18 protein-coding genes are annotated in these 20,443 nt (G+C 68.7%); 15 read left to right on the forward strand and 3 right to left on the reverse strand.

From position 1 onward, the window contains the following. Nucleotides 1-90 precede the first annotated feature (90 nt). From HUA75_RS26855 to HUA75_RS26890, 8 genes are all read left to right on the forward strand, one after another. On the forward strand, nt 91-1,425 hold the full coding sequence (locus tag HUA75_RS26855; RefSeq protein ID WP_141645002.1) for an inositol-3-phosphate synthase: 1,335 nt from the start codon (nt 91-93) through the stop codon (nt 1,423-1,425). After that, nucleotides 1,403-2,329 carry a phosphatase PAP2 family protein gene (locus HUA75_RS26860; RefSeq protein WP_141645003.1) on the forward strand — a complete coding sequence of 309 codons (927 nt, stop codon included), beginning with the start codon at nt 1,403-1,405 and terminating at the stop codon, nt 2,327-2,329. The genes HUA75_RS26855 and HUA75_RS26860 overlap by 23 nt, the downstream gene beginning before the upstream one ends. Beyond that, nucleotides 2,322-3,566 carry a GtrA family protein gene (locus tag HUA75_RS26865; protein WP_141645004.1) on the forward strand — a complete coding sequence of 415 codons (1,245 nt, stop codon included), beginning with the start codon at nt 2,322-2,324 and terminating at the stop codon, nt 3,564-3,566. Before HUA75_RS26860 ends, HUA75_RS26865 begins: the two co-directional genes overlap by 8 nt. Further along, a complete protein-coding gene (locus tag HUA75_RS26870) occupies nt 3,556-4,545 on the forward strand; it encodes a hypothetical protein (protein WP_174487977.1) in 990 nt (329 codons plus the stop codon). Before HUA75_RS26865 ends, HUA75_RS26870 begins: the two co-directional genes overlap by 11 nt. Further along, a complete protein-coding gene (locus HUA75_RS26875; RefSeq protein WP_141645006.1) occupies nt 4,542-5,123 on the forward strand; it encodes a dual specificity protein phosphatase family protein in 582 nt (193 codons plus the stop codon). The genes HUA75_RS26870 and HUA75_RS26875 overlap by 4 nt, the downstream gene beginning before the upstream one ends. 84 nt (nt 5,124-5,207) lie before the next feature. Beyond that, a complete protein-coding gene (locus HUA75_RS26880) occupies nt 5,208-6,389 on the forward strand; it encodes a cytochrome P450 (protein ID WP_254627795.1) in 1,182 nt (393 codons plus the stop codon). 66 nt (nt 6,390-6,455) lie between these two features. Then, the gene (locus tag HUA75_RS26885) at nt 6,456-7,109 is read left to right on the forward strand and encodes a hypothetical protein (RefSeq protein ID WP_174487978.1); all 654 of its coding nucleotides are present in this window, start codon (nt 6,456-6,458) and stop codon (nt 7,107-7,109) included. A gap of 74 nt (nt 7,110-7,183) precedes the next feature. After that, on the forward strand, nt 7,184-7,957 hold the full coding sequence (locus tag HUA75_RS26890; RefSeq protein WP_174487979.1) for a hypothetical protein: 774 nt from the start codon (nt 7,184-7,186) through the stop codon (nt 7,955-7,957). A gap of 12 nt (nt 7,958-7,969) precedes the next feature. Here the strand turns inward: HUA75_RS26890 and HUA75_RS26895 are convergent, their stop codons facing one another. Together HUA75_RS26895 and HUA75_RS26900 are read right to left on the reverse strand one after the other, a co-directional pair. Then, nucleotides 7,970-8,224 (reverse strand): hypothetical protein, encoded by a 255-nt coding sequence (locus tag HUA75_RS26895; protein ID WP_174456974.1) that lies wholly within the window; start codon nt 8,222-8,224, stop codon nt 7,970-7,972. Nucleotides 8,225-8,283: 59 nt separating this feature from the next. Next, nucleotides 8,284-10,761: an RND family transporter gene (locus tag HUA75_RS26900; protein WP_174467460.1), complete on the reverse strand. Its 2,478-nt coding sequence runs from the start codon at nt 10,759-10,761 to the stop codon at nt 8,284-8,286. A gap of 456 nt (nt 10,762-11,217) precedes the next feature. Between HUA75_RS26900 and HUA75_RS26905 the strand changes: the two genes are divergently transcribed. From HUA75_RS26905 to HUA75_RS26920, 4 genes are all read left to right on the forward strand, one after another. After that, nucleotides 11,218-13,701 carry an RND family transporter gene (locus tag HUA75_RS26905; RefSeq protein ID WP_254627796.1) on the forward strand — a complete coding sequence of 828 codons (2,484 nt, stop codon included), beginning with the start codon at nt 11,218-11,220 and terminating at the stop codon, nt 13,699-13,701. A gap of 35 nt (nt 13,702-13,736) precedes the next feature. Next, nucleotides 13,737-14,204 (forward strand): Erp protein, encoded by a 468-nt coding sequence (locus HUA75_RS26910; RefSeq protein ID WP_174467462.1) that lies wholly within the window; start codon nt 13,737-13,739, stop codon nt 14,202-14,204. Nucleotides 14,205-14,336: 132 nt separating this feature from the next. Then, nucleotides 14,337-15,050, forward strand: coding sequence for an MOSC domain-containing protein (locus HUA75_RS26915; protein ID WP_141645014.1), 714 nt, complete (start codon nt 14,337-14,339; stop codon nt 15,048-15,050). Nucleotides 15,051-15,217: 167 nt separating this feature from the next. Beyond that, the gene (locus HUA75_RS26920; protein WP_246137391.1) at nt 15,218-15,739 is read left to right on the forward strand and encodes a hypothetical protein; all 522 of its coding nucleotides are present in this window, start codon (nt 15,218-15,220) and stop codon (nt 15,737-15,739) included. 150 nt (nt 15,740-15,889) lie between these two features. On the opposite strand, the gene HUA75_RS26925 is transcribed toward HUA75_RS26920, so the two are convergent. Further along, the gene (locus tag HUA75_RS26925; protein WP_141645015.1) at nt 15,890-16,105 is read right to left on the reverse strand and encodes a hypothetical protein; all 216 of its coding nucleotides are present in this window, start codon (nt 16,103-16,105) and stop codon (nt 15,890-15,892) included. Nucleotides 16,106-16,229: 124 nt separating this feature from the next. Here HUA75_RS26925 and HUA75_RS26930 point away from each other — a divergent pair, with 124 nt between their 5' ends. The 3 genes from HUA75_RS26930 (at nt 16,230) to glgX (ending at nt 20,407) form a co-directional block, all read left to right on the forward strand. Beyond that, on the forward strand, nt 16,230-16,682 hold the full coding sequence (locus tag HUA75_RS26930) for a hypothetical protein (protein ID WP_141645016.1): 453 nt from the start codon (nt 16,230-16,232) through the stop codon (nt 16,680-16,682). Between the two features lie 251 nt (nt 16,683-16,933). Then, on the forward strand, nt 16,934-18,208 hold the full coding sequence (locus HUA75_RS26935) for a hypothetical protein (RefSeq protein WP_141645017.1): 1,275 nt from the start codon (nt 16,934-16,936) through the stop codon (nt 18,206-18,208). Nucleotides 18,209-18,277: 69 nt separating this feature from the next. Further along, complete coding sequence (gene glgX, locus HUA75_RS26940; RefSeq protein WP_174487981.1) at nt 18,278-20,407, forward strand: glycogen debranching protein GlgX; 2,130 nt, start codon at nt 18,278-18,280, stop codon at nt 20,405-20,407. Nucleotides 20,408-20,443: the final 36 nt, after the last annotated feature.

Below are 20,443 nucleotides of genomic sequence, written 5' to 3' on the forward strand. Positions count from 1 at the left end.
CATACCCCACGGCATCAGGTCGGTGCGCAGCGGTGAATCCGAAGAAGCCTCACCACAGGGCGTCAAAACCGCCTTTCGAAGGAATCCACGATGGAGAACAAGAAGTCGGTCTCGAAGCCCGAGGGCAAGCTGGCGGTGCTCATCCCCGGCCTGGGCGCGGTGTCCACGACGCTGATGGCGGGTGTGGAGCTGGCGCGGCAGGGCAAGGGCGCACCCATCGGGTCCCTGACGCAGATGGGGACCGCGCGCCTGGGCAAGCGGACGGACGGGCGCACCGTGAAGCTGGGTGAGCTGGTGCCCCTGACGGGACTGAACGACGTGGTCTTCGGCGCCTGGGACATCATCAGCGAGGACGCGTACCAGGTCGCGGTGCGCTCCGGCGTGCTGCACGACAAGCACCTGGAGCAGGTGAAGCCCTTCCTCCAGGGCATCAAGCCGAAGAAGGGCGTGCACGACCCCGAGTTCGTCCGCCGCATCGAGGCCAACCACGCCAAGGCCACCAAGACGCACCGCGAGAGCATTGAAGCGCTGCGCCAGGACATCCGCGACTTCAAGAAGGAGCTCAACGCCAAGCGCGCTGTCATGGTGGTGTGCAGCAGCGTGGAGACCTTCCGTCCCCTGCCGGAGTCGTTCAAGACGCTGGCCGCCTTCGAGAAGGCGCTGGACGAGAACAGCACGGACATCAACCCCACCGCGCTCTACACGTACGCCGCCATCAAGGAAGGCGTGCCGTTCGCCAACGCGACGCCCAACGCGAGCGTGGACACGCCCGCGCTGCAGGAGCTGGCGAAGCTGGAGGGCATCCCCGTCGCGGGCCGTGACCTCAAGAGCGGCCAGACGATGATGAAGACGGTCATCGCCCCCGCGCTCAAGGCCCGCATGCTCGGCCTCGAGGGGTGGTTCTCCACCAACATCCTCGGCAACCGCGATGGCGAGGTGCTCGACGACCCCGCGGCCTTCAAGGCCAAGGAAGTCACCAAGTCGAGCGTGCTGGACACCATCCTGCAGCCGGACCTGTACCCCGAGCTGTACAGCAAGTACTCGCACAAGGTGTCCATCCACTACTACCCGCCCCGCGGCGACGCGAAGGAGGGTTGGGACAACATCGACATCACCGGGTGGCTCGGCTATCCGATGCAGATCAAGGTCAACTTCCTCTGCCGCGACTCCATCCTGGCGGCGCCGCTGGTGCTGGACATCGCGCTGTTCCTGGACCTGGCCAAGCGGCTGGAGTGGCGCGGCATCCAGGAGTGGATGTCCTTCTACTTCAAGAGCCCCATGGCGCAGCCCGGCCTGCCCGTCGAGCATGACCTGTTCATCCAGCTCACCAAGCTGAAGAACACCCTGCGCGTCGTGGCGGGCGAAGAGCCCATCACCCACCTCGGACTCGACTACTACGGGGATGACCTCCCGCTCGCTCGCTAAGAGTCCGGCCTTCACGTGGCTCGTCACCCTGCTGGGTGTGGGCCACTTGATGCTCGTGACGGCCACCGGTCGGCTCCGGTGGGACCACGTCGTCGCGGACGTGCTGCTGGTGGGGGTGGCCTGGGCGGGCCCCCGCACGCGGCGCTTCCTCTTCGGCGGGTTCCCGCTATGGCTGACCGGCATGCTGATGGACAGCCAGGGACTCTGGCTGTTCCTGCGGGGCGGCATCCACACAGGTGACTTGTGGGACTGGGAGCGCCAGTGGTTCCCCGCCCCCGGGGGTGTCAACTGGCCCCTGTGGTGGAGCACCCGCTCGCACGCCGTGTTGGACCTGCTGTGCGGCTTCGCCTACGCGGCCTACCTTTACGAAGTCTTCTTGATGGCCATCTTCTTCTTCGTGAAGAAGGACGCGCGCTTCGAGAAGCTGTGCTGGGCCTTCCTGCTTGTGAACGCCCTGGGCATGGTCACCTACCTGCTCTACCCGGCGGCTCCGCCCTGGTACATCCTCCAGTACGGGCCGGGCCCGGCGAACCTCGCCGCACTGCCCAGTCCCGCGGGCACGGCGCGCTTCGACGCACTGTTGGGCATCAACTACTTCGCCGGCTTCTACGCCCGGAATCCCAACGTCTTCGGGGCCATGCCCTCGTTGCACGCCTCCTATCCCTTCATGGTGATGCTCTTCGTCTGGCGGGATGGACCGAAGTGGCGTCTGGGCACGGGAGCGTTCGCCTTGCTGGTTGGTTTCTCCGCTGTCTATCTGACGCACCACTACATCCTGGATGTGCTCGCGGGCCTCGTGTTCGCACTCGCCGCCTTCCTGGCGGTGGAGCTGGCCTTTTCGCGCAAGAGCGCACCCATGCCCGTCACGCTGCCGCTGACTCCTGGAGGGGACACCCGTGCTTGAGAACGTGGTCGCCTGGTTGACCGGAAACCTGTCCCCCTCGGCTCGCATCTGGACCGCGTTGGGTCCGGCCATCCTCGCCTGTGTGTACTTCCTGGGAGGCCTGCTCATCTTCTGTATCCGCGTGGCCTTCAAGGGCGTGCCTCGCGACGAGGAGACGCTCAAGCGGGGCAACGCCGGGTTCGTCGGCTACTTCCTCCGGCACTACTTCTTCTGGGTCATCCAGCCGTTGTGGGCGCTGATTCTGCGCTCGGGCCTTCCGGCCAACGCGCTGTCCATGCTGTCGGGCCTGCTCGGCATCTCCTCCGGCGTCGCGGTGGCGGCGGGCCGCTTCGCGCTGGGCGGCTGGCTGTTCCTGGGCGCGGGCATCCTGGACGTCATGGACGGGCGCATCGCCCGTACACGCAAGGAGGCCAACCCCGCGGGCGCGGCGCTGGACTCGGTGCTCGACAGGTACGTGGACTCGGCGATGTTGATGGGCCTTGCCTGGTACTACCGGGACACCTGGGTGCTGCTGCCGGCGCTGGGTGCGCTGCTGGGTTCGTCGCTGGTGCCGTATGTCCGCGCCAAGGGCGAGGGCCTGGGCGTCAACGTGCGTGACGGCGCGATGCAGCGGCTGGAGCGGGTGCTCTTCCTGGGCGCGGGCACGGCGCTGTCGCCGATTCTGGAGGCCGTGTTCTGGCCCCAGGAGAAGCACCCCATGCACTGGATGGCGGTGGTGGGGCTCGTCTTCGTCGCCATCATGAGCAACCTGACGGCCATCTCCCGCTTCCGGAATCTGGTGAAGGCGCTGGCGCCCAAGCGGCAGGAGGCGCGTTCGGAGAAGGCGATTGTCGGCCTCAACGCGGCGGCGGGCGCGGTGGCCACGGTGGCGGACTTCGCGGTGGTGCTGGCGCTGGTGGAGTGGGCGGGGCTGCTGCCCGCGTGGGCCACGGTGCTGGGCGCGCTCCTGGGCGCGGTGGTGAACTACTCCATCAACCGCGTGTTCACCTTCCGCAGCACGGCGGCGGTGGGCCGGCAGATGATGCGCTACGCGGTGGTGAGCGGGACGAGCGCGCTGCTCAACGCGGGAGGCGTGGCGCTGCTGACGCTGCATCCGCAACTGGCCTACACGTTGGGCTGGTGGCTGGTGCGCGGCGTGGTGTACTTCGCGTGGAACCTGCCGCTGCAGCGTGACTACGTCTTCAACGACACGACGTCGCCGGACGCGCTGCTGGAGCAGCGCCCCCATGCGGCGTGAGGCGCGGCTCCAGGTCCTGGGTCTCCTCTTGTCGCTCGCGCTGCCCACCGTGGCGGCGGGAGCGACGCTGGAGCCCTCGGCCTCCCCGAGCGACACGTACGGGGAGAGCTTCACCTTCATCGGGGACCTGGAGGACAGCACCTTCGTGCTGGTGCAGTTGCAGGTGACGAACATCGGTCCGGGCTCGCGCACGGGCATCTGCCGCGCGACGGTGCTGCGGCCGGGCCAGCGCGCGTGGACGGCGCAGAAGAAGGTGGGCTCGCGCGAGTGGGGCTACGACGCGGCCACTGGCACGCTGCGCGTCGGCACGTGCTCGGCGCGTTCGGCGGAGGGCGTGACGCGGGTGGAGGCGCCGCTGGACGGTGGGCGGGTGGTGCTGGAGTACGCGGCGCCCATGGCACCCCGCTCGCCGGAAGGCTCGGAAGTGGAAGTGGGCAACGCGCGCTACCGGCACGAGATGATGCTGGCCTTCAGCCCGCTGAAGGCGAAGGTGCAGCCGCCCAAGAGCGCGGAGCTGGAGCAGGCTGGTGGCGGCTACGCGGACCACACGCGCTCCACCATTGCTCCGGCGAAGCTGGCCAGGCGCTGGGTGCGCTTCCGGGCCCTGCGCGAGGGCGGGGAGCGGATGGTGTTGCTGGGGCGCGAGGGGCAGGACGGTGAGTTCGGTCCGGTGTACTCGTGGACGGAGGGTGGCACGCCGACCCAGTTGGAATCCTTCACGCTCAGCCGCGAGGGCACGAAGGAGCGGAGCGTCTGGACGGTGGATGTCTTCGGCGGCGACGGGGCGAAGGTGATGGTGCTGCGCTCCACGTCGCTGTTGCAGCGCAGCGCGCCCGTGGAAGAGCTGGGCGTTTTGGGTGGGCTCATCAAGCCCGTGGTGGGCGCTCCCGTGACGTACCTGCACCGGGCGGTGTTGGAGCGCGCGGGGAAGGCGCCGGTGACGGGGTTGATGGAAGTGTCGCTCGAGGGAGACCCGTGAGCGTTTCGTTGTTGCGGGACGTGCACCATGTGCCCGGCGTGCGAGGCTGGGTGCGCAAGCAGGTGCTGCGCTCGGTGGCGCGCTGCGTGGAGTGGACCACGAAGCTGCCGGGGCGCGGCCTCAACGTGTCTCAGGTGAGCGACTGGTTGCACGTGGGTGGCTCGGTGCCGCCGTCGCGCTACGCGGAGCTGAAGGCGCGAGGAATCACGGCGGTGATTGATTTGCGCGCCGAGAGTGTCGACGACGCGAAGGCGCTGGAAGCGCTGGGCATCGAGCTGTTGAACCTGCCGGTGACGGACCGCTATCCACCATCGGTGGAGCAGCTCCTGCAGGGTGTCGAGTGGGCATTGCCCCGGTTGGAGCGAGGTGGGCACCTCTATGCGCACTGCGAGCACGGTGTGGGGCGGGGCCCGTTGATGGGGTTGGCGGTGATGGTGGCGCGCGGCTGGGAGGCTCCGGCGGCGTACCGCGCGCTGCGACAGGCCCGGTGGCAGTGCACGCTCAATGACCGGCAGTTGGGCGGCCTCGCGGACTTCGTCACCGCGTGGGCGGCACGGCGCGCGGAGCGAGCGGCCTAGCGTCCTCGGCTGGACGGTTCAGTCCGGCACGGTTTCGCTCTGGAACCTGGGGTTCCTACCCTGGCGTCCCGGAGACGCCAAGGAATGCTGGAGCTCTTCACCGATGACGTGCGCCGCAATCCCTTTCCCCTCTACGCGAAGTTGCGCGCGGACTCGCCGCTGTTGCACGAGCCACGGGAGGACCTGTGGATTCTCTTCGACTACGACAGCGTGAAGTGGGCGCTGCAGGACCATGACGCGTTCAGCTCCGTCGTCACGACGGAGACGGGGACGACGCCGGACTGGCTGCTGTTCTCGGACCCGCCCCGGCACACGAAGCTGCGCGGCATCATCATGCGGGCCTTCACGCCGCGCTCCATCGCCAACCTAGAGCCGCACGTGCGGGAGCTGTCCCGGGAGTTGCTGGATGTGACGGTGGAGCGTGGGGAGCTGGATTTGGTGGCGGACTACTCCAGTCAGCTGCCGGCGATGGTCATCGCGAAGATGATTGGGATTCCCGTCGAGGACCGGGCGCGGTTCCTGCGATGGGGGGACATCATCATGAAGCTCAGCTACACCATCGCGGGTGGGGACGAGTCGAAGCGGGCGATGGAGGAGAACGCGGCGGCGCGGGACGAGATGCGGACCTATCTGGCGGGCATCCTGGATGAACGCAGGAGGGCGCCGCGGGATGACCTGCTGACCCGGCTGGTCGAGGCGGAGGTGGATGGGGAGCGGCTGGACGCGAAGGAGCTTCTGGGATTCTTCCAGTTGCTCCTGGCGGCGGGGACGGAGACGACGACCAACCTCATCAACAACGCGCTGCTGTGCTTCATGGAGTCCCCGGACCAACTGGCGCGACTGAAGGCGGAGCCGGGGTTGTTGCCCCTGGCCATCGAGGAGGTGCTGCGGTTCCGGTCTCCGGCGCAGTCGATGTTCCGCTCGACGAAGCGTGCGGTGGAGCTACACGGGCGGGTGATTCCGGAGGGGAAGTTCGTGCTGCCGATGATTGGCTCCGCGAATCGGGACCCGAAGCAGTTCCGTGAGCCGGAGCGGTTCGATATCGGCAGGGACCCCAATCCGCACCTCGCCTTCGGGCACGGCATCCACTTCTGCCTGGGTGCGGCGCTCTCCCGCATGGAGGCGCGGGTGGCGCTCACGGACCTTTTGGAGCGGTTGCGCGACTTCCGGCTCGCGAGCGACGAGCCCTGGCAGCCGCGTCAGGCGCTCCATGTCCACGGCCCCACGCGCCTGCCACTGCGCTTCGAGCCCGGTGTGCGGAGCTGACTTCGTCCCATCCCGCGAATTTGGGAGAAGATGGGGAGGCCGACCCAAACTCGACATGGAGGATGGATGCGCGCTCCACCTGCCTGGCATCTGAGCCTGTGGTGTTGTGTCCTGGTCCTGCTTCAAGTGGGCTGTGGTGCCGCCACCGTCAACCTGCGCGACTGGGGCAGCCTCCATGTCACGGCGGACGACGGTACCATCGGGGCCTTCCTGCCAGACGACATGCAGGTGGACTCGGGCCAAGTCGAGGGCGACCGGCCAGATTCATACTGCGCTTCGCGGACCGACACCGCCTGCGAGAACGCGGGGATGAGGCCGCCGCTTCGTCGAGGGCCTGGAGCACGCCAGTGGCGACGCGCGCCCTTGCTCACCCCGACGCCAACACCACAGCAGAGCCAGCTCCAGGCACACCGACTGGCGAACCATCAAGTCGTCCAGCAGGCTCGGCAGCGCTATGCCCAGCGCCTCAAGGAAGCTCAGGCACGCTATCCGAGCAGCACGGGCTTCCAGGAACATCACCTGATACCGATGTACCTGGGCGGTGCTAAATCAGGCGCGACCTATCGACTGCCAACCGCCTACCACAAGGCCATCACCCAGGCGTTTCGAGAGCGCTGGACCTATGGCCAGGAGCGGCCTCCTCCAGAGAAACTTCAACTCCTCCTGGTCCAGGTCTACTCCCAGTATCCCATCCCGCAGCTCATCGGACTCCAGCCCTGACCATGCGCGAAACCATCGAACTCCGTGTCGAGGAAACGGAAGCATGGCGACTCTTTCGCGAAGACGAGGGCGTCGTGCTTCCGAGTGGCACGGTGCGCAAGGTCACGCTCCCTACCGACGATGGCCGCGTGTCGCGCGTCAGGGAGATTGACCGCGCCCTGCGTCAGCAAGGCCAGATGTTCTTCGCGGGCTGGCGCATCCTTCGCCACTACTCCGCGGGAGAGCTGAAGTCCGCCGAGTTGCTCAAGCTGGGACTGGAGGCGGTCTTCGAACCGACTGGAGAGGCGTGTGGCACCGCCTACGATGAATCCACCGCGTGCACGCTGTGTGGAGCGGGCGCGCGGCAGGTCTCCGACTTGAGCCTGGACGTGCGCCGGATTCCCCAGCGCGTCGACCTCGCTCGAACCCTTGCGCACGAGCTGATCATCTCCGCTCGGCTCGCCGACCTCTGGCGGGAGAGCGGAATCACCGGCGTGGACTTCCGACCCATCCGGCGAGCTGGTGCGCGGTCAGAGCCAGTGAAGGAGTGGCATCAGCTCATCGTGACAGCGCCCCCAGTCGACATCCTACCCGCCACACTCACGGGCAATGACCCCTTCGACCACGACGAGGACAACGCGCAGCGCTGCCCCAAGGGCCACGTCGTCGGCCTGAATGTGCTCTCCGAGCTTTCGCTTCGGCGCGGCGACTACGACGGAAGCGACCTGACCTGGACACGGCAGCTGGTGGGGATGCGGAGCGGAGTCCTGCGCCCTCACCCGCTCCTGCTCATGTCCCCCAAGCTGCATGGGCTCCTGACAGAGCTGAAGGTGAAGCGCCTGGACGTCGAAGTCGCGCACCTCGTGTAGCCCGTCCCCACCCTACCAGCGCTGCTGCGGCTCCATCGCCGTGGGCCGGCGCTTGTCCGTGGGCGTCAGCGCATCCGCGGGCGAACAGCGACAGACCTCACAACCACGGTCGCGGTCCATGGAACACTCCGTGCCAGTGATGCACGAGAGGTTCCGCGACTCCTCGCAGCGCGTGTCGCCCTTCTTCTCTTCCTTCTTCCCACCATGGCCACAGCCCGCCAGGGCCACAGCCACCGTCACCGCCGCGAACCATCCGCTCCGCTTCATACCCTGCCCTCCTCGGACACCGACCAGGGCACCACCACGGCGCCCCGGCCGCGCATGAATCACGCTTCCGGCGCGGGCTGCTCCGGCTGCTCCGCCGTGGCCCCATGCTTGCGACGCCACCGCTCCACCAGCAACAGCAGCGACGGGAACCCCAGCAGCACGATGACCAGGTTCAACCCGAACCCCAGGTTCGCCAGGTCCCCAATCGAGTTCAGCCCCGGGTGCTTCGCCAGCACCAACGCCACGAAGCCGATGGCGCTCGTCAAGAGGCCACCCGTAATCGCCCGGCCCGTCTCCCCATACACGGAGATGAAGTCCGCGCCCGGCTCACCCAGCCGCTGCACCAGATGCACACCCGCATCCACCGTGGTGCCCACCAACACCGGCAACACCATGATGTTCAGGTAGTTGAATTGCAAATCCAGGAGCGCCATCAACCCCACGAGCCCCGCCACCGACAGCAGCGTGGGCACCATGCAGATGAGCGCCGTGCGCAGCCGCCCCAACGTCAGCCACATCGCCGCCAGCACGCTGAGCACCGCCGCCGCGAGAATCCGCGGACCCTCGCGCGACACCATGTCCAGGATGTCCGCCAGGATGAGCGCCTCGCCCGCCGCCGACACCTGACTGCCGTCCGGCATGTGCAGCCCGCGCACTTCCTTGGAGAAGCGCCGCGTGCCCTCGCCGTCCGACAGGCTCACCCCGCCGCCCGCGTACACCAGCACCACGCCACCCGTGCTCCCATCCAGGCTCTCGAACTGGTGCCGCACGCTCGCCGGCAGCTCCGCCTGGGTGAAGGGCCTCGCCTGCGACATGTTCAGCGCGCGCGTCAGCGACGCCCGCGTGTCCTCCGGCAGCCGCTCCGGGTCCAGCTTGTTCAGCCGCGTGTGGATGGCCTCCAGCACCGCCCGCTTCTCCGCCTGCTGGCGAGGCACCAAATCCTCCAGTGCCCCCACGAAGTCGATGGTGGAGTCCTTGCCCCGCGCCGCCTTGCGCGCCTCCAACTGCCGGACGACCTCGCGCTCCATGTCCTGCGAGTCCGTCAGCACGACCACCGGCGTCTGCGAGTAGCCCAGGATGTTGTTCACCTTCTGGTCCAGCACCGCCGACGCCTGCTTGTAGTCCTCCAGCGTGCGCGAGTCGTAGTTGAACGAGATGCGATACGCCTGCGAGATGAGCGCCAGCACCCCGACGCCAATCACCACCGCCACCCCTCGATAGGAACGCGGCAGCCACCGCCCCAACAGCGCCATGGGCCCCGTGCCACCCTGGTGCACGCGCGGCGACCAGCCAAAGCGCGAAGCCACCCCGAGCAGCGCCGGCAGGATGAGCACGTACGCGAAGATGCTCACCAGCATGCCCACCGCCGCGATGATGCCGAACTCGCGGAACGCCCTGAACTCCGACAGCGCCAGGCTCAAGAACGTCAGCGCCGCCACCAGCGCCGCGATGAGCGCGGAGAAGCCCGTGTGCCGGAAGGACTCGTGCACCGCCGCCTCGGACGTCATCCCCTCCGAACGCAGCGTCCCGTAGCGCCCCAACAGGTGGATGCCGTGCTCCACACCCAGGCCGCCGAGCACCGCCGCCAGGAAGCCCGTCAAGAGATTCACCTGCCCGTACGCCAACCCGACGAAGCCGTACGTCCACCCCAGGCCCGCGAGCACCGGCAGCATGGTGAAGCCCACCGACAGCGCGCTGCGGAAGTGGAACGCCAGGTACGCCAGCAAGAGCACCATCGCCAGCGAGGACGCGGTCGCCAAATCACTGACGATGACGCGCTGCTGGTCGATCTTCTTCTTGAACGTGCCCGTCACCGCCGTCTTGAAGCCCGGCCCGTACTTGGACAGGTCCTGCTTCGCCAGGAAGTCCTCCACCTGGGTGACGACCTTCTTGGAGTAGTTCAGGTCCGCGGCGCTGCCCTTGGGCTTCGCCATCAGCACCACCACGCGCTCCGTCGTGTCCAGGTAGTACAAATCTCCCTGGCCGGAGAGCCGCTGGTTGGCGCGGCCGGTGTACTTCTGCTCGATGTCGGCGAAGTCCACCGACGGCGGCGGCGCGTCATCCAGCCGGACGAACAGCGGGTTGGCCTGCTCCTTCTCCCAGGCGATGCGCGCGTCGATGCGGCCCTGGATGGTCTTCAGGTCATCCAGGTCCACGTAGTACAGCGCGTGCTTGTCGAAGAACTCGCTCGGACGTTGGTAGTTGACGTAGCGGATCTCCGACAGCTCCGCGAGCTTCGGCGCCATGTCGTCCGCGAAGCGCTTGAGCACCTCGGGCTCCGCGCCCATGCCCACCAACACCACGTTGCCCTGGCCACCGAAGCGCTTGCGCAGCTTCTCGATGTCCTGGACGCTGGGGAACGCCTTGGGCAGCAGACCCACGAAGTCCGCGCTGAGCGTCAGGGTCCTCGCGAACCAGGCCCCCAGCAGCGTGAGCACCAACGCCACCACCAGTGCCTGATACGGACGCCGGTGGCTGCGTGCGGCGAGTTGGCCCATCGCCCCCTCGAACCGCTCCGACCAACGCTTCTCACCCATGTTGCGACACCTGCTGTGTTGTTTGCGGGCCGAACAACGGCCGGCCCACCTTGGGCATGCGCCAACCAGGGAGTCAACGCGTTTATGCCGTAAGGCGGAATGTAAGGCACCGAATGACCTGACCTTCTCTAACAAGTCCCAACGGCCCTTGCCCGGCTGTCTGCCCGGCTGCTTCCACGGGTGGAGCGCACGGCCGGGCGCGTCGCGCATCAGGGACGTGAGCAGCGGGTCCGCCGCCCTCCCGGGGGGCAGACGGCCAGTCGGCGAGCACTGCATCCCCCGCGCCGAGTCCCCACGTTCCCGACCACATGGGGCCGCTCACGCGGACACCCAAGGGAGGGGAAGCCGTGCCGCCCTCCACGCTACCGGCAGAGGCCGGGGCCTGGGGACGGGACGCCACCGTGACAGATGGACTCGGAGCCAACGACGACATCGACGCGGAGTGAGCGCCGCTGGATGCGACGCGTGGAGCGGAGCCTCGGGGCCCTGGCAACACGCAGTCACCAGCGGCCCATTCTCGCCTTGGGCCTGGCGCTGCTCCTGGCGGCGGTGGGGGGCTTCTTCGCTCGCAACCTCAAGCTCAACGCGAACCTGGTGGACCTGCTTCCGAACTCATTCGAGAGCGTGCAGGACCTGCACGAGTTGGAGACGCGCTTCGGCGCACTCGGCTGGGTGTCGGTGGTGGGCGAAGGAGGAGACGCCGAGTCGCTTCGCCGCTTCGCGGATGACCTGGCACCCAAGCTCCAGGCGCTGCCCGGCGTGCGCTTCGTGGAGAAGGAGCGCACGGGCGCCTTCTTCCGCGACAGGGCGCTCTACTTCCTGTCGGAAGAGGACCTGCGAGAGGTCCACCGTCGGCTCGCCGCGCGGCTCCAATGGGAGCGCCAGCAGGCCAACCCCCTCTATGTGCCGCTGGTGGACGAGCCCGAGCCGACGCTCGACTTCTCCGACCTGGAGGCGAAGTACGGCGGCGCCGCGGGACAGAAGCTGTCCTCCGCGAAGGACGACTACTACCTGGACGCGAAGGCCCGGCGCGTCGTCGTGCTCGTCAAGCCGGAGATGACGTCGGCGGACCTCGCCTACTCGCGCCGCATCGTGGACGAGGTGCGCGGGCTGCTCGACGCTCAGGAGCTGTCCAAGTACGGCCCCGACTTCCGGGTGGAAATCACCGGCACCTTCCAGAAGAAGCTGGACCAGCAGAAGCAGATCATCCGCGACATCGCGGTGTCGTCGGCCGTGGCCATGGCGCTGATGCTGCTCTACCTGCTCTTCCACTTCCGCAGCGCGCTGGCGGTGGGGCTCGTGCTGACGCCGGTGGGCGTGGGCCTGGCATGGACATACGGCCTGGTGGCCCTGGTGTACGGACAGGTCAATCTCTTGACGGGCTTCCTGGGCGCCATCCTCGGCGGCCTGGGCGTGGAGCACGGCATCCACCTGTTGGGCCGCTACCTGCACCTGCGCACGGAGGGCGAGTCCTCCGTGGAGGCCACGCGCGAGTCCTTCACGCACACCGGCGGCGCGGCCCTGGTGTCCGCGCTGGTGGCGGCGCTCACCTTCTTCGTGCTGGGGACGTCCCGGCTGCGCGCGTTCCGGGAGTTCGGCGTCATCGCGGGCATCGGCATGCTCGTGCTCATCGCCGCGTACGTGCTGGTGCTGCCCGCGCTGCTGGGACTCACGGCGCGCTGGGGCTGGCGTCCGAAGCGTGCGGCCGTCGCGCCGAGCGAGTCCCCCTTCGGGCGCGTGCTGGTGCGGCACCGCTACGTCATCACCGGCATCTCGGCGGTGCTGTTGGTGGGGCTGCTGACGCAGGTGCCTCGGGTGCGCTTCGACTACAACTTCGGGACGCTCGAGGACCAGGACCTGCCCTCGTTCGTGCTCGACAAGCAGGTGAACGAAATCATCGGCTATTCGCAGACGCCGGTCGTCGTCCTCACGAAGAGCACGCAAGAGGAACACGCGATGGCGTCCGCCCTGGCCCGGCGTCAGCGCGAGCGGGGCAAGGACTCCACCATCGACTTCGTGGCCTCGCTGTCGTCGCTCGTGCCCCAGGACCAGCCGCGCAAGCAGGCCGTGCTCCAGGACATCCACCGCCTGCTCGAGAGCGTCCCTGAAGAGCGGCTGTCGCCCGAGCAGCGCACACAATTGGTGGAGCTGCGTCGTCAGAGCGAGGCCCGGCCCTTCACGCTCGAGGACCTTCCGCCGAGCGTGCGTCAGCAGTTCATGGGACGCGAGGGGATGCCCGGAAGCTTCGTGCTGGTGTACCCGGCGGTGGACCAGTCTGACGGGCAGGCCGTGCGGGCCCTGGCGCGCGAGGTGCGCGGTGCCCCGACGCTGGATGGAGGACGCGTGTCCGCGGCGGGTGAGGCCATGGTGATGGCGGACCTGCTGGACATGGTGACGCACGAGGCGCCGCTCATCCTCGGAGGCACGACGCTGGCGGTGCTGCTCGCCATGTGGATGACCCTGGGCGGGCTGCGCATGGCGGTGCTGTGCCTCTTGCCCACGGTGGTGTCGTTGCTCGCGCTGATTGGCCTGATGCCGCTGGTGGGGGTGGAGTTCAACTATCTGAACATCCTCATCATCCCGGTGCTCATCGGGACGACGGTGGACGCGGGCGTGCATCTGCTGACACGCCTGGCGTCACCGGGCAGCGACTTCGTGGAGGTCTACTCGGAGACAGGTCGGGCCATCGCGGGGGGCCTGCTGACGAGCGCCATGGGCTTCGGCGCGCTCTTCCTGGCCAGGCATCCAGGCCTGAACTCCGTGGGGGCACTGGCCAGTATGGGCTTCGCCACCAATCTACTCGTCATGCTGGTGGCCTTTCCCGCGCTGCTGCTGGTGCTGACGGAGCGACGGAGGCGTCGACACCGGGCGCGAATGGATTCGGAAGTGAAGGAACGGGCGGCGGCGGGGGCACCTGGCCCCGAGCACGCCACCCCTTGAGCTGAAGTGACGCACACCCACGGAAGGAGGAGGCAATGGCGAAGCACATGAGGCGGTGGATGTGGGCGGGTGCCATGGCGGGTACCCTGGCACTGGGCTCGGCGTGCAGTTCCACGGAGGCACCTGTCATGGTGGCCCAGACGGACCCGAATACCTCGGGGCAGCCCGCGACGGGCGGCTCCGGGAGTACGACGACTCCGGACACGACAACGCAGGACCCGACGATGATGGACCCGACGCAGACGGCGCCGGGCACGGTGCCCAGCACGCCACAGCAGAACCCCGGCAGCAGCACCACGACGACGCCGGGAGACACCACCACGACGACGCCGGGCGACACCACCCCGACGACCCCGGACACGACGACGTCCGCGCCGGGGACCACGCCCACGCTCGACGGTGACGCGGGCATGGGTGGCTCGGGCGTGGTGCCGGGCACCACGGATGACGACACGTTCCAGCCGCCCGCGGGCGGCGCGGTGATGGACGGCGGAACCTTCTGACGCCACACGCGACACGAGGTTGACGAGGCGGGGGCGGCCTTCAGGGCGGCCCCCGCCTCTTGTCGAACGAGCGGCCTTCACGAGTCAGGACCGCTGGACAGCGCCTCGCGCGCCTGCTTTGTCGCGCGAGTGATGGACACCGAGCCCCCCCGCATCCTCTCGCTCCACGTGGGCCTGCCCCGCGAGTTCGGCACGCCGGGTGCCGTGGACCCGCTGGAGCGGCCGTGGACCAGCGCCATCCACAAGGAGCCCGTGCTGGGGCCCGTGTGGCTGTCGCGCACGGGGCTGGCCGGAGATGGACAGGCGGACCTGCGGGTGCATGGGGGATTGGAGAAGGCGGTGCTCGCGTACCCCGCCTCGCACCACGCATTCTGGCGCGAACAGTTGGCCCGTGAGGACGTGGGCCCTGGCGCCTTCGGTGAGAACTGGGTCGTCTCCGGTGGCGCCGAGGACAGCGTCTGCATTGGCGACGTGCTGCGGGTGGGTGGCGCCCGCGTGCAGGTGTCGCAGCCGCGTCAGCCCTGTTGGAAGCCCGCGCGGCGCTGGCGGCACAAGGAGCTGGCGCTGTTGCTCCAGCGGACGGGACGCACGGGTTGGTACTACCGCGTGCTGGAAGAAGGCGAGGTCCGTGCGGGCGACGCGCTGGAGCTGGTGGAGCGTCCCTTCCCCGCGTTCACCGTCGCGTTCGCCAACCTGGCCATGCATGAGCACCGGCGGGAGGATGCCGCCGCGCTGGCGGAGTGTCCTCTGCTGACGCCGGGGTGGCGCGAGTCCCTGCGCCGCCGTTCCCAGGGCACTCGCGGGGATGACCAACCCCGGCTGGTGGGCCCGAACAAAGACGGCTGAAAGACAGTCGCGCGCGGACAAGGTCCTCACGTGCTGCTTCCTGCCTTTGCCCGGGGAGCAGGCAGCCGGAGGGGCGTCCGCTGCAGGTCGCGATTTGGCTGCTCACGTTCTCGACCAGCAGCAGCCAGCCACACCACCAACCCAACCTTTCCAGTGGGAGAACCACCATGAAGAAGTTCCTGAAGACGAAGCTCGTCCTGGGTTCGCTCGCCGCCGGCGCTCTCGTGTTTGGTACCGCCTGCAAGTCCGACTCGAGCGCGAAGCGCGACGACACGACGGCCCCGACGACGGACACGGGCACCACGACGGGCAGCGAGACGACGACGCCACCCGCGGGCACCACGCCGGACCCTGGCACGGGCGGCACGGGCATGGATGACCCGACGATGAGTCCACCGCCAGCCACGGACCCTTCCGTGGACCCGGGCACGGGCGGCACGGGCGTGGATGACCCGTCCACGAGTCCGCCCTCCGGGCAGGACCCGACGCTGAGCCCGCCCACGGGCCAGGACCCGACGCTGGACCCGGGCACGGGTGGCTCGGGCACGCTGGACCCCGCGGATGACACCGCCGTCGACCCCGGCACGCGCGGGGATGGCGACCTGACGCCTGACTCCAGCGACCGCGAGGACCCGTACGCGCCCGACACCAGCGCGCCCCGCGAGCCGGAGTCCGGCCGCAAGCAGTAGCCCCGCGCTGAATCGAGCGCACCCGATGCCCGCGCCCCGACCGGCGCGGGCATCACCATTTCTGGCGAGCGGCACTGGCTCGGACACGTCCGACAGCAAAAGGCCCGCGCTCTTTCGGACGCGGGCCTCGCGCGCTCCATCTCATGACGTTCAGCTCACACTCGTCCCGGGATAGCGGCCGGGGTTCATCTGCGGCTCGATGATGAGCGGATCCTCATCCGCCCCGGGGGTGCCTCCGGGCCCCGTGCCCGGGTCCAACGTCGGAGGTGCGCGGCGCGGTGAGGACTCGTCCTCGGTTCCCGCCTCGCGCTTGGGGATGGTGGGAAGGGCATCGGGCGGAATGTGCAGCACGTCTTTCTTGCTCATGACGGCCTCCTTTCCCTCAACGTGGACGCCGTCCCTGCTCCGAGCAGCAAGCCCCTGCTTGAATGGTTGGCCAGGTATTGGCAGCGTCCCCGCCTGAAACCTTCTCAAACCGGAGCCCTCCGCCATGCGCCGTCTCCTCACGGTCCTCGCCGTTCTTCACCTCACCGCCTGCGCCACCACCCACACCAACGACCCGAGCAACCCCTCCGGGCCCGTCCCCCGCCCCGTGCCGCCCGACGCCAGCGAGGCGCGCCGGCTGGGCGCCGAGGCCGACAAGTTGCTGGAGGACGGCCGCTACGAGGACGCGCTCTTCCTCTACCGCAAGGCCTGGGCCGACGGCTTCCGCCACCCCGACGCGCTCTACTACGCAGGTGTCATCGCCGCGCGCGCCGGCAGCCAGGACGAAGCCATCATCTGGCTGGAGCGCGCCGCCGACCAGGGCTTCGCCGCCACCACATCGCTGACCACCGAGCCGTCGCTCGAGTCCGTGCGCCAGCACACCTCCTGGGCTCGCATCGCGGAGAAGGTCGCCGCCAACGCGCGCAAGGACGCGCCCGCCGCCGCCACCCAGAACTGAACCTCTCTTCAACTTCCGTGGCCTGATGCCTCCGGGTCACGAAAGCCTCACGTCACTGCAAGTCATTGCGGCAAGGACAGGCAGGCGGACGAGCGAAAGTCCTCTCGCTCGTGACTCCGCGCGACGTGGAGCACGGGCCGGCAGGCACCCGGGGTCGGTGGCACCTTCAAGGCGAAGCGCGCTTTCCTGACAAGACGCGGAGACATGCCCTGTCCCCGGATGAACCGTCGTCCCAACCCGAGAGAGGCGTGATGAGTGTGAAGTTGCTGCTGGCCGGCCGGCGTGGAGGGGATGTGCCCTTCACGCCGTCATCCGAGAACGCGCGCTCCTGGTTGCGGCAGGTGGAGCAATGGTTTCAGGGGAACGCGAAAGAATGGCTGGAGAGCAGTCATCTGAGCACCGGCCCCCACGGCGCGCCGATGCTGCGACTGCGATTGCATCCAGCGGCGGGCGAAGTCTCCATCCTCGCGGCCAGCGGCGCGCGCGTCGTCATCTCCGCGGAGACGACGGCGGTGGGCCCGGGCTACCACGTCTTCCTCTGTGACTTGCTCAAGGCGATGGGTCAATCGCTGGACCTGCACTGGGCGGAAGCCGACGAGGCGATGGGCGTGGGAGACCCCACGGGCTACTTCCACACGGACGACGCGGGCCCGGTGGAAGTCCACATGCTCGCGTGGCTCCAGGAGTCCGTGGGACAGGTGCTGCGGCTGCGCAGCCGGGGTGAGTCGGGCTTCGCGATGTCGATGCGCTTCGGCCACACCTTCGAGTATCCCGGCGCGCTCCTGACGCCGCTGGGCCCTCGGGACGAGCGGTGGATGCGGCGCGTGTACGAGGACCCTCGGCTGGGCATGGATGTGTTTCCCTGGTGGAAGCAGGGCGTGGGCGCGCACGCGCGGCTGGGCCGGGCCCTGTGCCGGCTGTGGACGGAGGTCGTGTGGCGCCCGCCGCTGTTGGACGAAGAGCGCCGGCTCTTGCGCGAGGTGGCGCGCGCGCTGGAGCTGGCGTGGCGCGAGGACCCGGAGCTGGCGTACCCGTGGCGCGAGTGGCGCGAGGTGCTCGGCTACCTGGGCGTGGGTGGAACACTCGCGGAGCTCGTCCACCGGCACGCGGCGTTCCACGCGGCGAGGGGGCCGTCCATCGGCTACCGGCGGGGCGCGGTGCAGGTGGCGCTGCCAGCGGGCTGGGAGATTCGAATCCCGGGCTCGCTGGCGGAGGCGCACCTGGAGGACGGCACCTGGGTGGCCAGGGACCATCGGCGCAGCGTGCGCTTCGTTCCCCTGGAGGACGCGACGGAGGACAGCCTGGCTCCCACCACCGCGGAGCGCCGGGCCATGGAGCTGGAGTACCGGGGCGAGCGGGTGAGCGGCCGCGCCTCGCTGCACATGGAGCCGGGCGAGTGCCGGCTGACGGCGGTGTGCAGTTCGGGCAGGCACCGGGCGCTGTGCGTGGTGAGCTTCGACGACCCGGAAGAGGAGGACTGGGCGCTGGGGACCTGGCGCTCACTGGACCACGCTGTCGCTGCTTGACGGTTGCCGGTACGCGGGGGCCATCCCACATTCAGCGGGCCATTTCCTTGAGAGGAATCGAGAGCCCGCATGAGCAGGGAGGTCTGGCCGGGGAAACCCTGGCCGCGTGGTGCCACCTTCGACGGCACGGGAGTGAACTTCGCCGTCTTCTCCCAGGTGGCCACGCGCATCGAGGTCTGTCTCTTCGACCCCGCGAATCCAACGAAGGAAATCGAACGTTTCCCGCTGCCGGAGGCGACGGACTTCGTCCACCACGGCTACGTGCCGGGCCTGGAGCCCGGGACGCTGTACGGCCTGCGGGTCCACGGCCCCTACGAGCCAGCGAAGGGGCACCGCTGCAATCCGCACAAGCTCTTGGTGGACCCGTACGCCAAGGCCCTGCACGGCGACGTGGACTGGAAGCAGCCGGTGTTCGGCTACCCGCTCGGCAACCCCCAGCAGGACCTGGCGCGCGACGAGCGCGACAGCGCGGCGGGGGTGCCCAAGGGCGTGGTGGTGAGCGACTATTTCGACTGGGGGAATGACCGCCGGCCGGAAATCCCCTGGCGCAAGACGGTCATCTACGAGGCCCACGTGCGCGGCCTCACCATGCGGCATCCCGACGTGCCCGAGCACCTGCGCGGCACCTACGCGGGGCTCGCCTCGCCCCCCATCATCGAGCACCTCCAGAAGCTGGGCGTCACGTCGGTGGAGCTGTTGCCCGTGCATGCGTTCGCGGACGACTCGTTCCTCAACGACAAGAAGCTGTCCAACTTCTGGGGCTACAACACGCTCGGCTTCTTCGCGCCCGAGCAGTACTACGCCAGCCGCAAGACGCCGGGCGCCGCGGTGGCCGAGTTCAAGGCGATGGTGCGTGCGCTGCACGCGGCGGGGCTCGAGGTCATCCTCGACGTCGTCTACAACCACACCTGCGAAGGCAACCACCTGGGGCCCACGCTGTCGCTGAAGGGCATCGACAACGCGAGCTACTACTGGCTGATGCCGGACGCGCGCTACTACCTGGACTTCACCGGGTGCGGCAGCAGCGTCAACGCGTCGAACCCGAACGCGGCGCGGCTCATCATCGACAGCCTGCGCTACTGGGTGAACGAGATGCACGTGGACGGGTTCCGCTTCGACCTGGCCACGGTGCTCGGGCGCACGGGCGAAGGCGGGTTCGACCCGAGGGCGGCGCTGTTCCAGATTCTTCAGCAGGACCCGGTGCTCAGCCGGGTGAAGCTCATCGCGGAGCCGTGGGACGTGGGGCTCGGCGGCTACCAGGTGGGCGGCTTCCCCGCGCCGTGGCGCGAGTGGAATGGCAAGTACCGGGACGCGCTGCGCCGCTATTGGAAGGGGGACGAGAACCTCGCGGGCGAGGTGGGCTACCGGCTGACGGGGAACTCGGACCTGTACGCGGAGGCACGGCGCAAGCCGCAGGCGAGCATCAACTTCGTGACGGCGCACGACGGCTTCACGCTGCACGATTTGGTGACGTACAGCCACAAGCACAACGAGGCGAACGGCGAGCACAACCGCGACGGAGCGGACGACAACCAGTCGTGGAACTGCGGCGTGGAGGGCGAGACGGAGGACGCAGGCGTCGTCGCCTTGCGCGAGCGGCAGAAGCGCAACCTCCTGGCCTCGCTGTTCCTGTCCACGGGGGTCCCGATGATTGTCGCGGGCGACGAGATGGGGCGCACGCAGCGGGGCAACAACAACGCCTACTGCCAGGACAACGAGCTGTCGTGGGTGGACTGGAAGCTGGATGCCCGGCGGGAGAAGCTCCTGGAGTTCACCCGGAAGCTCATCCACTTCCGACACCGGCAGCCGGTGTTGCAGCGGCGGCGCTACTTCAAGGGCGCGCACCTGTGGGACTCCGAGCACAAGGACCTGGCGTGGTTCCGTCCGGATGGGACGGAGATGGGCGCGGAGGACTGGAAGAAGCCCTTCGTGCGCTCGCTGGCGTTCCTCCTGGGAGGCGACGCCATCCCCACGCCGGACGAGCGCGGCCAGCGCATCATCGGCGACGCGGTGCTGGTGTTGCTCAACGCGCACCATGAGCCGGTGTCCTTCACCGTGCCCGCGGTGGTGACGGGCCAGCGGTGGGAGCTGGCGCTCTACACGGCGGACGACACCCGGGGCGCGGAGAAAGTCACGCCTCGGGGGAAGTTCGAGTTGGTGGGCCGCGCGATGGCGGTGTTCCGGCAGGTGGAGGACTGAGCCACCCGGGCGTCCGAGGGCCTCGTCATCCGGGCG

The organism is Myxococcus sp. CA040A (assembly GCF_013336725.1).
Classification (GTDB): Bacteria; Myxococcota; Myxococcia; order Myxococcales; family Myxococcaceae; genus Myxococcus; species Myxococcus llanfairpwllgwyngyllgogerychwyrndrobwllllantysiliogogogochensis.

Excerpts from the sequence above, each read along its gene's own strand:
- glgX (WP_174487981.1), top strand. The coding sequence starts at position 18,278 with ATGAGCAGGGAGGTCTGGCCGGGGAAACCCTGGCCGCGTGGTGCCACC.
- HUA75_RS26895 (WP_174456974.1), bottom strand. The coding sequence starts at position 8,224 with ATGAAGCGGAGCGGATGGTTCGCGGCGGTGACGGTGGCTGTGGCCCTG.
- HUA75_RS26855 (WP_141645002.1), top strand. The coding sequence starts at position 91 with ATGGAGAACAAGAAGTCGGTCTCGAAGCCCGAGGGCAAGCTGGCGGTG.
- HUA75_RS26870 (WP_174487977.1), top strand. The coding sequence starts at position 3,556 with ATGCGGCGTGAGGCGCGGCTCCAGGTCCTGGGTCTCCTCTTGTCGCTC.
- HUA75_RS26930 (WP_141645016.1), top strand. The coding sequence starts at position 16,230 with ATGCGCCGTCTCCTCACGGTCCTCGCCGTTCTTCACCTCACCGCCTGC.
- HUA75_RS26880 (WP_254627795.1), top strand. The coding sequence starts at position 5,208 with ATGCTGGAGCTCTTCACCGATGACGTGCGCCGCAATCCCTTTCCCCTC.
- HUA75_RS26885 (WP_174487978.1), top strand. The coding sequence starts at position 6,456 with ATGCGCGCTCCACCTGCCTGGCATCTGAGCCTGTGGTGTTGTGTCCTG.
- HUA75_RS26910 (WP_174467462.1), top strand. The coding sequence starts at position 13,737 with ATGGCGAAGCACATGAGGCGGTGGATGTGGGCGGGTGCCATGGCGGGT.
- HUA75_RS26915 (WP_141645014.1), top strand. The coding sequence starts at position 14,337 with ATGGACACCGAGCCCCCCCGCATCCTCTCGCTCCACGTGGGCCTGCCC.
- HUA75_RS26860 (WP_141645003.1), top strand. The coding sequence starts at position 1,403 with ATGACCTCCCGCTCGCTCGCTAAGAGTCCGGCCTTCACGTGGCTCGTC.
- HUA75_RS26935 (WP_141645017.1), top strand. The coding sequence starts at position 16,934 with ATGAGTGTGAAGTTGCTGCTGGCCGGCCGGCGTGGAGGGGATGTGCCC.
- HUA75_RS26925 (WP_141645015.1), bottom strand. The coding sequence starts at position 16,105 with ATGAGCAAGAAAGACGTGCTGCACATTCCGCCCGATGCCCTTCCCACC.
- HUA75_RS26900 (WP_174467460.1), bottom strand. The coding sequence starts at position 10,761 with ATGGGTGAGAAGCGTTGGTCGGAGCGGTTCGAGGGGGCGATGGGCCAA.
- HUA75_RS26905 (WP_254627796.1), top strand. The coding sequence starts at position 11,218 with ATGCGACGCGTGGAGCGGAGCCTCGGGGCCCTGGCAACACGCAGTCAC.
- HUA75_RS26920 (WP_246137391.1), top strand. The coding sequence starts at position 15,218 with ATGAAGAAGTTCCTGAAGACGAAGCTCGTCCTGGGTTCGCTCGCCGCC.